This is a genomic window from Paenibacillus sp. J31R98 (assembly GCF_056269245.1).
The window spans coordinates 300556-312957 of record NZ_JBWDNO010000005.1; the positions used below are offsets into that span (position 1 = coordinate 300556).

Here is a 12402-nt window from a genome sequence, read left to right on the forward strand (position 1 = left end):
CAGAAGCAGAAGGAACATCATTCCATTTATGTAGATATCCCATATACAAAGGAGAAATGTCAGATGAGACTACAAGGTAAAACAGCGATTGTCACCGGCGGCGCAAGCGGGATCGGCAAAGCGACGGTAAAGAAATTTCTGCAGCAAGGCGCGAGTGTCGTGTTTACGGATATTCACGAGGGGACCGGCTTGCAAACACTGGAGGAAATGAAGCAGCTATCGGAAAATGTTGTGTTCGTCCAGCATGACGTACAGAAGGAAGAGGATTGGAGCCTCGTTGCCGCTACTGCGCTCGAGAGCTTCGGTCGTATTGATATTTTGTTCAATAATGCCGGTATTTACAGCACGAAGCCGGTAACGGATTATACCGTGGAAGAATGGAATCGTCTGCTCGGCATTAACGTCGTCGGCGTGTTCCTCGGCATGAAGCATGTCGTGCCAGCAATGGTAGAACAGCGCAGCGGCTCAATTATTAATGCCTCTTCAGTTGCCGGTATTAAAGGCGGTCCTAACCTCACGCTATATGGCGCAAGCAAAGGCGCTGTGCGCACGATGTCGAAGGATCTCGCGAAGGAAGTCGCGGCGCATCAGGTTCGCGTCAACTCCATCCACCCCGGCATTATCCAAACATCGATGGGCGATGCGGTCGCTTCAGGTTTTAACGCGACAACCGAGCATATTGCAGCCGGAATCCCGATGAAGCGCTGCGGCACGCCGGAGGAAGTTGCGGATTTGGTCGTCTTCCTTGCTTCGGATGAATCCAGCTTTATTACAGGCACTGAAATGGTTATCGACGGTGGACAAACCGCTTAATCGCGTGACCGATACAAATAAGAAATACTACAGGAGGTAACAATAGATGCGATTTGAGAAAAAAGTAGCTGTCATTACTGGCGGCGGCAGCGGGATCGGCCGGGACGTTTGCATTAAGTTTGCGCGTGAAAGCGCGAAGGTCGTCGTTGCGGATTTCAACGAAGCTACAGGTCACGAAACGGTGGAGCTTATTAAAGCGGAGGGCTTCGAGGCGGCGTTCTTCAAGTGCGATGTTGGCGAATTCGAGCAGGTTGAAGCGCTCGCTCAGTTTGCGGAAGCGACCTATGGCCGGCTTGATGTGATGTTCAACAATGCCGGTATTGCTATCGGTGCGCCTATGCTCGAGCATACCCCTGAGCTGTACCATCGCGTCATTCGCATTAACCAGGATGGCGTCTATTATGGCATTCTCGCTGCCGGCCGTGTCATGCAGAAGCTTGGTAACGGCGGCGTTATCATTAATACGGCGTCCGTTATGGGCTTCCTTGCGCAGCAGAATACGTTCAGCTATAATGCGTCAAAAGCAGCCGTCGTGATGATGTCGCAAGTTGCCGCGCTTGATCTGGCTCCTTACAACATCCGTGTCGTCGGCGTCGCACCAGGCTTCGCGCACACGAATATCATCAATCCGCTCAAAGAGCGCGGATTGGACAATTCGATCGCGAAGAAGCATATGCACGGGGAGCTGCTTCACCCGCACCAAATCACTGAAACCGTCTTGTTCCTCGCATCCGATGCGGCAAGCGGCATTAACGGCACGACCGTTAAAGTCGATGACGGCTATACTGCATTTAAATAATTGTGTAAATAAAAGAAGACGCCTTCCTGAGAAGGCGATCAGCTTGTGGAGAAACCTGCCGTTTTGTATGACACGGCGGGTTTTTCTTTTTAGTATACAGCTCACTATCAGGCTGCCGCAGAAAGTCGGCTGAGATCGGCTCACACCCACTTCACTTCAATGACATCGCCGGCCTCAACTGGCCGCGTGTAGGAAGCCTGCTCGCCGTTATGCGTCATATGCAAGCTACCCTGCCGCTTGCTTCTGTCAAAGTCTACGTAGTCGAACAGGTTCACAAAAGCGAGTCCTCTCGGCAGCGTTAGCGGGGAACCGTTGTACATAATGACGACGGTAGGATCTTCGACAGCACTGGCGCCGAGCTCAGCCGCCGCAATGGTTTCCAGCGGCTCGGCATTCCTGCCCGCTCCTGCACTGCCCGTTTCCTCAGCTGCGCCAAAATCATCGCCACGCTCACCTACTACCTCGACGGCCTCTAGTCCGACAGCAGCTTCACCCCACGCTGGAGCTACTTGACCAACTACCTGAGCAACCACCTCTCTGTCGCCCTCAGCGAATACTTCAACAGCCATTTCCACGGTGATCACATCGTCATGCTCCGCGATCCGATAGCCGTCCTCTGCGACCTCGCCGTTCACGTACACAACAGCATCCGCGTTAATCCCCCGCACCCTGCGCAGGTCCGCAACAGTCTCAAGCTGCTCATATGCAATGACATCCTGATCGGAGAGCAGCAGGTCGCTTTCTGCGGCTTGTCCGTTCACCCGCAAGTTCGTAATCGCACTCACCCACTCGCCGTTGACCTTAACGCCTGCGTGCACATGGACGAGCCTGCCGAGCGTCATCTCCCGCTTCTCACCATGCTTCGCAGGAACAATAACAATCCGGTCCTGCGGCTTAATCGGCGAGCTAATGTTGGACGGCTCCCCGTTCACGTAGATTTCGCCAGCCTCGCCCGCTTCGCCGAACACCGTCTTTCTCCGTCCGTTCACATATACCTCGAACGACTTGCCCGCCTTCGCAATAAGCTGCTGCGGATTGAAGCCCACGATCATGAGCGCATCAATGACTTTCAGCGTCTTCGTATTAATAAGCTTCACGCTATCACCGTTCAAGAATACCTCGACGAAGTCGCGACCCAGGTGCGACACCGCCTTCGCTAGTATTCCAATCGGCGTCACGACCTCTGGTCCGCTCAAATTGAAGTTGCTTACGCTAAGATTCGGAATATTGGACATATCCCGGGTCGCCACCCGCTCCACGGGCATCCCCAAGTTCTGCGCGATCCTCTGATTGAGCCGCGGAATCTGGCTGCCGCCTCCGGTCAAGAACACTGCACTCGGCGCTTTGCCGTTCTTATCGAGCACATTGTCCGCGATGTTCTTCGCAACGAGGTCGATGACCTCAGACAGCTGGTCCAATATGTCCTCGGTCGACTTCTCATACTCGATCCCGATGATATCCTTATACTGCTGCACCGGCTGCTCGCGCAGCTTGCATTTCAGCTCTTCCGCGCTGTCGAAATCCATCAGGTAGGCTTGCGCGAGCGCCTCCGTAATCTCATCTCCAGCGGTTGCGGTCATCGCATATGCCACAACAGTGCCATCCTTCGTAATGGCAATGTCGCTCGTTCCCGCGCCAATGTCGACAAGCGCGATGTTGAGCAATCGAATATTTGCAGGAACGGCTGCTTCGATTGCCGCAATCGGCTCTAATGTCAGGTAGCTGACATCAAGCCCGATCCGACTCACTGCCGCATAGAGGCTGTCCACCACGGTACGCGGCAGGAATGTAGCAATCAAGTCGACTTCAATCGTCCGACCTTTGTGGCCAAGGAGGCTCAGCATTGTTTTCTCATTCAAATAGTAATGAACGACCGTGTGTCCAATGCAGAAATAATCCTGCATTTCCTGCGACTCTTCCAGCAGCTCCGCATATACCTTCTGCAAACCTTCCATCTCAAGCGAGTCGATGACATGCTTCTCAATCGGCTTGGTCTCGTCGATTGGCTGCGACAGCCTCGCTCTTCCCGTAATAAGCGACCGCCCGGCAGCGGCGATTGCGACTTCCGTAAACGTCTGCCCGCTCGCTTCCTCCAGCTTCGCCTTGATGACACGAATCGACTCCGTAACCCCGTCTATATCATGAATTTGCCCGTCGATCATCACACGGTCCTTATGATATTCCACTTCGCCGTATTCGACGACAAGCTTCCCGTTCTCGTAGTAGCCAACAAGGCCGATAACGCTCCTTGTCCCAATATCAACTGCAAATACACGCTGCTTGTAGTGAAATTCTGCTATTTGCGATGACATGTTCAAAACCCCTTTGGATTGGCCATTTATGTTAATAAAGTATAGCATAAGGCACCATAATCCGCCCGTTGTCAGGTAATCTAACATTGCGTTATGATGATTCCATATTCCTATTAACGACTCTAGCTAGCGAAATCGTGTATAATAGTCTAGTTTCTAGCATGTTTGCGCTTACATAATAAACGAGGCGGGTGTATGACGTTGTATAAAGTGATGATCGTCGACGACGAGGCGGTCGTACGAGGAGGCCTCAAGAATACAATTCGCTGGGAAGAACATGGCTTCCAGCTCATTGGCGACTATGCCAATGGCCGCGATGCCTGGCATGAGATCGAACGAGAGCAGCCCGATCTGGTGATTTCCGATATTAGCATGCCGTATATGGACGGGCTTGAGCTCGCAGGCCTTATAACCTCCAATTATCCCGATATAAAAGTCATTATATTAACCGGCTATGACGAGTTCGAATATGCCCAGCAGGCCGTTCGCCTGAAAGTGTCCGATTTCCTGCTCAAGCCGATTACAGCGATGGAAATCCGTACGCTGTTGAATAAAGTGCGTGCCGAGATGGACGAAGAGATGAAGATCCGCGAAGATCTCAGCATGCTGCAAAGCCAGCTGCGCCAAAGCATGCCGCTACTCCGGGAGCGTCTGCTTGAGCGGCTAGTCGTGCTTGGCGTCGGCAAGCCAGAGATTGAAGTACGCTTCGGCTACTTCGACATTCCGAAGCTGACGCCTCCTTACCTCGTCATTGTCGCGGATATTGACGACTTCGGCGACCGTGAACGACTGGAGAGCGTGCATGACGAGGAGTTTCTCCGTTTTGCCGCGTTCAATGTGTTCGAGGAGATTACCGCTCAGAAGAATGCCTTGTCCTTCCGTACACGCGAAGAGCGGATGGCTGCGGTTATCACCGGCGTACCGTCCGAGATAGATATCTACGAACATGCCTACGAGCTTGCGGAAGAGATTCGCCGGCAGGTTGAGCGGTATCTCAAGCTGACCGTGACGGTCGGCGTCGGTCGAAGCTGTAACTCTGCCGATCAATTGCCGCTGTCCTATAAGAGCGCGCTCTCCGCGCTCGATTATCGGTTCCTGCACGGCAAGAATCGAGTACTTAGCATTGTCGATATGGAAGGCGCTCCGGCATCCACAACCGTGCCGACGCCGGATTGGGACCGCAAGCTGGCTACCGTCGTCAAGACCGGGTCCGCTGAGGACGCCAAGCTGCTCATTAAGCAGATTGTGGACGAGCTCAAGGGGTTGCGCCTGCCGATCGAGAGCTGTTATCTGCAGCTTCAGAAGCTGACGCTTTCGCTCATGAATACGATCCAGGAGCTTGGCATTGGGGAGAAGGAGCTCGCCAGCCCGCAGCAGAGCTGGCTGACGGACATTTATGGCTTCAAGACGCTGGATGAGCTGGAGCAATGGCTTCAAGCTATCGTCTCGGATCTCATAACCGCGGTCTCCGCCAATCGGAGCCACTACACCAACACGCAGATGGTTCGGGCAACGGAATATATCGAGGCGCGTTATGCAGATGAGCAGATTTCGCTGCAGGATCTATGCCGCCACGTTCTCATGAGCACGAGCTACTTTAGCCTTGTTTTTAAGCAGTATACCGGTGAGACGTTTATTGAATATTTGACCCGCGTACGCGTAGAGAAAGCGAAGATGTTGTTATCGACGACCTCGCTCAAGCTCTACGAGATTGCCGAGAAGGTCGGCTATGCCGATCCGAACTACTTCAGCCTGCTATTCAAGAAGCATGCTGGTCGAACGCCCAGAGAATATCGCGATACCCGGAGCGGAGGCTGATCGATGACGAACCGCAAGCCTTTCGCGCCTTTGCTGCCATTCAAGAGCATTCAGTCGAGCATCTCTTTCGCCTTCTCCTGCCTCATTCTTGTGACGATTACAATAACGAGCCTTGCCAGTTATCAGCTTGCGGTGTACTCCGTGGAGCGGAACTCCGAAGGATACATCGAAGAAATTATGAAGCAGGTGAACACGAACATTCAGTCCTACGTGGACAACATGGAGAACATCTCGCTGCTCGCGATGACGAGCAAGGACGTTAACTATTACATTTCGAGCAACAACTTTATTGGCAATGAGGACCGCCGTGCGTACGAGAAACGAATCTCTGACCTATTCCAGGCGATTCTCTACACGCGCAAGGACATCGCTTCTCTCATGGTATTCGGCTACAACGGCCGCGTCGTCTCCGATCGGCGCATTACGAGCCTCAACCCGTACGCCGTGCTCTCCGATCAAGCTTGGTACCGAAACGCCAAGACGGCAGGAGGCAAATCCGTCCTATCCGCACCGCACGTTCAGAATATTATTCAGAATGAGTATCGCTGGGTCGTCTCGCTAAGCCGGGAGCTGAAGAACTCCGACGGCATTACGGGGGAAGGAATCTTCCTCGTCGATCTGAACCTGAGCGTCATTACCGATCTGTGCAGCCAGATTAACCTCGGCAAGAAGGGCTATATGTTCATCGTCGATAATGATGGCAACATCGTCTATCATCCGAAGCAGCAGCTCATCTACAGCAACCTGCGCACCGAGCAGATTGACCGGGTGAAGGAAGCAGCAAGCGGTACGGTGTTCGCAGTGAATGACAAGGAAGGCAAGCGGAGCTACACGGTGCAGGACACGAATTTTGGCTGGAAAATCGTCGGGGTCGCTTATGCCAATGACCTGATCAGCAATAAAGGCGATATCCGCAAGACCTTCCTGCTGTACGCGAGCGCCGGACTGATCGTCAGCCTGCTGCTATCCATTGCCATCTCGCACCGGCTGTCTCGTCCGATTCGCACGTTGCAGCGCGATATGAAGGCGGTGGAACGGGGTAACTTTGACACGCAGACAGTAGTACGCGAGCAGAACGAAATCGGCCAGCTTGGATATACGTTCAACATGATGGTCGGGCAGATTAAGCGGCTCATGCAAGAGATCATTCATACGCAGGAGAATAAGCGCAAGAGCGAGCTGCAGCTGCTCCAGTCGCAGATTAATCCGCATTTTCTATACAATACGCTCGATTCCATCGTATGGATGGCCGAACAGAAGCAGCATGAGCAGGTCGTCTTAATGACTTCCGCGCTCGCCAAGCTGTTCCGGGCAAGCATTGCCAAGGATACGGAGCTTGTCTCCATCCGTGTCGATGCCGAGCATATTACGAACTACCTGCTCATTCAGAAGATGCGCTATGAGAGCCAGCTGGAATATCAGATTGATTTTGACCGGGACATCTTACCCTACAAAACGCTCAAGATCCTGCTTCAGCCGTTCGTCGAGAATGCGATTTACCACGGTCTGCGGAATAAACCGGACAAAGGAACGGTCACGGTTCGCGGTTATGAGGCTGGTGGCAGCATCGTCTTCGAGGTCGAGGACGACGGGCTTGGCATGACAGAAGAGCAGCTCGAGCGGATATGGAAGCCTGCGCCTGTTCCAGCCGATGAGATATTGACCATTAGTCCAAAAGGAATTGGCATTCATAATGTCGATGAGCGAATCAAGCTGTATTTTGGGCCCGAGTACGGAATTCGAATTCACAGCGAGCTTGATGTAGGGACATGCGTTACCATTACGATTCCCAAAGTGAAATAAGGAAGGACCTAAGCTTATGCGATTGCACCGTATGACCTTCATTCTCGTTCCGCTGCTCGTTGCGCTGCTTGTTTTTGGCGTGCTGAACTATAAGCTTGGCGATGTGTCTCCTCCGAAGGCACGGTCGATCGCTTTCGTGCTGAAGACGAGCAACGCAAGGAGCGACTTCTGGCAGGCGGTCAGCGCGGGCGCTCAAGCGGCGGCGAAGGAATCGGAAGCCGGACTCACGGTAGAAGGCCCGCTTCAGGACATGGATGCAGACGCCCAGATCCGCATGATTCAAGAGGCCGCTGATCGAGGTCCCGATGCGCTGATTGTTGCGCCCGTCCACGATCCTCGCTTTAACGATATTCTTCACGGCATCCGTGAACGCGGCATTAAGCTCGTTGTGGTCGATACGCCGCTTGCGCTCGATGCGCCGCCGTATTACGTCGCGAACAATCATAAGGAAGCCGGACGCCAGGCTGGCAGAACCGCTGTGGAGGCAACGATAGGCAAGCTGAGCGCCGCCATCATTAGCGACTTCCCGAATTCGGGCGTGCAGAGCGAACGGGAAATCGGTGTAAAAGAAGCGCTAGACGCCCATGCCGATGAGTACGATGAGACCTTCTATGCCGATAATTCCGAGACGAATGCATACGCCTATACGAGATCGCTGCTCCTCCGTAATCCCGGCATCAATACGATCATCGCGCTTAGCGAACCGGCCGTGCTGGGGTCAGCTAAGGCAATGAAGGAGCTGAACCTCGCAGGCAAAGTGAAGCTGATCGGCTTCGACAGCTCCGTCTATGAGATTAAGCTGCTGGAGGAAGGCGTTCTCCATGCCACGATTGTGCAGAAGCCGTTCAATATGGGGTATTTAAGCGTGAAGACGGCACTTGCACTGGTGGAAGGAAAGCGGACGGACCAGACGACGTATATCGATTCCGTTGTCGTGACCAAGTCCAATATGTATACGCCGGAGAATCAGAAGCTGTTGTTCCCGTTCATTCAAAAATAATGCTGTCAGGGGGCGAGATAACGCGATGACCAACACAGGGAAGCGACTACTAACTAGGGCTAGGCCGTTTGCTATAGCCGCAAACGTGCTGCTGCTGGCCACCGGCTGCTCCCCGTCCGAGCCGGCGCCAATTATCGAAACGACGGAGCAGCCCTCCCTTATCCGCTTCGTCGCAGCCGAGTACAGCTCCGAGACGAAGCCGCTGCTGGAGGAGATCGTCCGGCAGTTCGAGATCCAGTATCCGACCATTCAGGTCGAGCTGCAGGTCGCGAACTGGGATATTCTTAGCGGTATCTACACCGCGATGATTAGCAAGAACCAGCCGCCCGATCTGCTGAATATGAACGCGTACGCGCAGTTCGCGAGCGATGGGCTGCTGAACGATATGGGAGACATCATGTCCCCGGAGCTGAAACAGAAGATCTATCCGAATCTGCTGGAGAAGGACCGTATGGGCGGTATTCAGTACGCGGTCCCTTATGTCGCTTCGGTACGCAATATGTACTACAATCAGGATTTGTTCGAGGAAGCAGGCATACACGGCCCTCCGAAGACATGGTCGGAGCTGAAGACGGCCGCCAGCAAGATCGTCAAGACCGGCAAAGCGACCGGCTTCGGCGTCGATCTGACCGATAATGAGACGCAGGCGTATTTGTCCTACTTCTTCTTCGGCTCCGGCGGCGGCTGGATCAAAGACGGCAAATGGACGATCAACTCGCCGGAGAATGTACAAGGGCTCGCGTTCTTGAAGGGGCTCTATGACTCGAAGCTGACCGATCCCGAGCCGACTGTCACAACACGGGATGAGAAGCAGCGAGTGCTTGGCGACGGGAAGCTCGGCATGCTCATCTCCGGCAACTACTTCACATCCGTCGTGCCGCGCGAATTCCCGAATCTGCGCTGGGGCGTCGGCCCGATTCCGGTGAAGGACGGCAAGGCGCCGATATCGTTCGGCGTGCAGGATATGCTCATTTCGTTCAAGAACGAGCATACGGACACGGCGGCGTTATCCAAGTTTCTGGACTTCCTATACGACGATGGACGCTATGAGGAGATTACGAAGCGCGAAGGCTTATTGCCGGTTACGTCTACGGTCGGCCAGAAGCTGGCGACGAACAATCCGGTCATGAAGAGCGAGCTGGCCTCGCTTGAGAAAGCGGAATTCTATCCGATTCAGGAGCCTGCTTGGCAATCGATCATGGACACGGCGCGCAAGCTTGGCGATGCGGTGCTGTTCGGCCGGATGTCGCCGAAAGAGGCTCTTGATGAGCTGCAGCATTTTGCCGAAGCCCACAATACGAAATAAAAGAAAAAGAAAATACTAAAGATTTCACGGAAGATATTCCATAGTGAGTTGCCCCCCTCCCCCTCTATCATAAGGATAGAACTTAGCAAACCAAATTTGGGAGGGTGTGCAACACATGATACTAAAGAAAAAGTTAGCTACTCTAAGCCTTGCAACCGTAATGGCTGTCGTTCCTCTGACAGGCTGCGGTTCCTCTAACGACTCCGGCAACAATTCATCCAACCAAACGACCAATGCACAGGCGGACACATCTACGAATACATCAACGAATACGTCAACCGATGCGACAACGAACAACTCCTCATCTACGGATACGGCGGCTAGCGGCACGAAGCTGACAGGCGACTTCGAGATCCAATACTTCGTCGGTGGTTACGGCGACAAGTGGTGGAAGAAAGTTATCGCCGACTTCAAAGCGGCTAATCCCGATCTCAACATTAAGGAACTCGCTGGCCCGAAAATCAACGAACAAACCAAACCCCGCTGGATCGGCGGCAACCCGCCAGATTTCGTCTACATTGACGGTCCTGGCCTGAATGACCGCCAAATGGTTGATGACGGTCAGCTCGAAGACTTGACTGCCTGGCTGAAAGACGCGAAGAACGTCGATGGCGACCTCATTACGGATCTGCTCGCTCAGCCTGCACAGCAATTCGATGGCAAGACGTACAACATTCCGCTCGTTCTGAACTCCTGGGGCGTGTTCTGGGATAAGGCGCTCTTCAAGGAAAAAGGCTGGACAGAGCCGCAAGACTTCGATCAATTCCTGCAAGTCAGCGACCAAATTAAAACGGCCGGCATTACGCCATTCATCCATACCGGTAAATACCCGTACTACATCAACGGCGCGATCCTGCTGCCAGCGATCGTATCGGAGAACAACAACGATACAAGTATCCTGAAAGATATGGGCGACTCCAAGGTTGAAGCGTTCCAGAAGCCAGCTGTACTTGCCGCGCTGAACAAGATCGTAGCGCTGCGCGATAAAGGCTTCATCGACAAAGCGTCGATTCAAATCAACCATACCGATTCGCAAATGCTCTTCCTGCAGCATAAGGACGCGTTCATCCCGAACGGCCTGTGGCTGCCGAACGAAATGTCCAAAGACATCCCTGGCGGCTTCGACTTCGGCTTCATCCCGTCCGTGACGCAAGGTGCAGGCGGCAAAGTCGTAGCGAACACTTCGACTGCAACCGTTGCAATCGCGAAGAACGCGAAGAACAAAGACGCAGCGAAAGCGTTCATGCAGTTCATCTTCTCGAAAGCTCAAGCATCGCAATGGGCAGAGCTTAGCGGCGCGCCTTCCAACATCAAAGGCGACATCAGCAACTCCAATGCGCCAAGCTTCGTTAAAGACGCAGCGAAGTACCTGACGGATGCGAACACAGTCGTTATCCCGACAATTACGTTCAATGCTGACGTAGACAAAGCGATGCAAGATGCGACAGACGCTCTTACAATCGGCAAAATCACGCCAGAAGAATGGGTGAAGCGCGTCTCCGACGTAGCAGCTAAAGTGAAGAAATAATCGCGGTCTGTTTCGACCCCGCACATAATGAACAACTAACGGGTGATGATCAGGGCTCGCTCCAGAGGCTCTGATCATCATTCACACTTAGACTTTAGGAAGGACGGTGGGCCAAGGTGAATTCGGGCTCGTCCAAGCTGCAGCGTACTATTTTTATCGCCTCATTCATAATTCCGACGTTCGTGTTCTACTGTCTCTTTACCGTTTATCCGGTTATCCAAGGTCTGTACTATTCGATGTTCGATTGGTCCGGCATGTCGCAGAATAAAGAATTTGTTGGCCTGCGCAATTTCAAAGACCTGTTTCACGATCCGATCGTATGGAAAGCGATTGGCAACGACTACTTTCTTGTTGTGGGCAAAGTGATCGGCATTATGGTAATCGCTACTTTCTTCGCGGTCGCGCTGACACGGTTCCGTTTCAAGCTGGCCGGCTTCTTCCGCTCGGTCTTTTTTATCCCGAACATTCTTTCAGTCGTCGTAATTGGTGTCCTCTGGAATTTCATATATAACCCGCAGATCGGCTTCTTGAATGGGTTTCTGTCGCTGTTCACGAAGGAGAAGGTCAGCATTACGTGGCTCGGCTTCACCAACCATACGATCTGGATGCTCCTTCCACCGGCGATTTGGGCGGGTATCGGCTTCTATATGATCCTCCTCATCGCGGCTATTCAGAACATTCCGGACTCCCTCTATGAGGCATCCGAGCTGGAAGGCGCGAATCAGTGGCAGCAGTTCCGCAAAATTACGATTCCGCTCGTCTGGGAGCAGATGAAGGTGTCCATTCTCAACATCATGATGACGACGCTGAACGGCTCCTTCGTTATCGTCTGGATTATGACGCAGGGCGGTCCGGACAATTCCACGCAGGTTATGGGTTCTTATTTGTACCAAATGGCATTCCAGCAATATCACTTCGGTTACGGAGCGTCGATCGGCGTACTGATTCTTGTCTTGTCGCTGATTACGACGGTTGCTCTGCAGCGTCTGCTCCGTCACGAAACCGTGGAATTGGGCTGAGGAG

General features: G+C 53.2%; 9 protein-coding genes. 8 read left to right on the plus strand and 1 reads right to left on the minus strand.

What is annotated here, in order from left to right; all coding sequences use genetic code 11:
* Positions 1-63: 63 nt before the first annotated feature.
* Together AC0YNX_RS20125 and AC0YNX_RS20130 are read left to right on the plus strand one after the other, a co-directional pair.
* Positions 64-813, plus strand: a complete 750-nt coding sequence (locus tag AC0YNX_RS20125) for an SDR family NAD(P)-dependent oxidoreductase (protein WP_475817486.1) — start codon at positions 64-66, stop codon at positions 811-813.
* 46 nt (positions 814-859) lie between these two features.
* Positions 860-1612 carry an SDR family NAD(P)-dependent oxidoreductase gene (locus tag AC0YNX_RS20130; RefSeq protein ID WP_475817487.1) on the plus strand — a complete coding sequence of 251 codons (753 nt, stop codon included), beginning with the start codon at positions 860-862 and terminating at the stop codon, positions 1610-1612.
* 140 nt (positions 1613-1752) lie between these two features.
* On the opposite strand, the gene AC0YNX_RS20135 is transcribed toward AC0YNX_RS20130, so the two are convergent.
* Complete coding sequence (locus AC0YNX_RS20135; RefSeq protein ID WP_475817488.1) at positions 1753-3924, minus strand: cell division protein FtsA; 2172 nt, start codon at positions 3922-3924, stop codon at positions 1753-1755.
* A 195-nt stretch (positions 3925-4119) separates the two neighbouring features.
* On the opposite strand from AC0YNX_RS20135, the gene AC0YNX_RS20140 reads away from it, so the two are divergent.
* The 6 genes from AC0YNX_RS20140 to AC0YNX_RS20165 all read left to right on the plus strand — a co-directional run bounded on the left by AC0YNX_RS20140 (position 4120) and on the right by AC0YNX_RS20165 (position 12398).
* Complete coding sequence (locus tag AC0YNX_RS20140) at positions 4120-5742, plus strand: response regulator (RefSeq protein ID WP_475817489.1); 1623 nt, start codon at positions 4120-4122, stop codon at positions 5740-5742.
* Positions 5743-5745: 3 nt separating this feature from the next.
* On the plus strand, positions 5746-7545 hold the full coding sequence (locus AC0YNX_RS20145) for a cache domain-containing sensor histidine kinase (RefSeq protein ID WP_475817490.1): 1800 nt from the start codon (positions 5746-5748) through the stop codon (positions 7543-7545).
* Between the two features lie 16 nt (positions 7546-7561).
* Positions 7562-8545 carry a substrate-binding domain-containing protein gene (locus AC0YNX_RS20150; RefSeq protein WP_475817491.1) on the plus strand — a complete coding sequence of 328 codons (984 nt, stop codon included), beginning with the start codon at positions 7562-7564 and terminating at the stop codon, positions 8543-8545.
* 25 nt (positions 8546-8570) lie between these two features.
* Positions 8571-9851, plus strand: coding sequence for an extracellular solute-binding protein (locus AC0YNX_RS20155; RefSeq protein ID WP_475817492.1), 1281 nt, complete (start codon positions 8571-8573; stop codon positions 9849-9851).
* A 115-nt stretch (positions 9852-9966) separates the two neighbouring features.
* On the plus strand, positions 9967-11379 hold the full coding sequence (locus AC0YNX_RS20160; RefSeq protein ID WP_475817493.1) for an ABC transporter substrate-binding protein: 1413 nt from the start codon (positions 9967-9969) through the stop codon (positions 11377-11379).
* A gap of 116 nt (positions 11380-11495) precedes the next feature.
* Positions 11496-12398, plus strand: coding sequence for a carbohydrate ABC transporter permease (locus AC0YNX_RS20165; protein WP_475817494.1), 903 nt, complete (start codon positions 11496-11498; stop codon positions 12396-12398).
* The last annotated feature ends 4 nt before the right edge of the window (positions 12399-12402 follow it).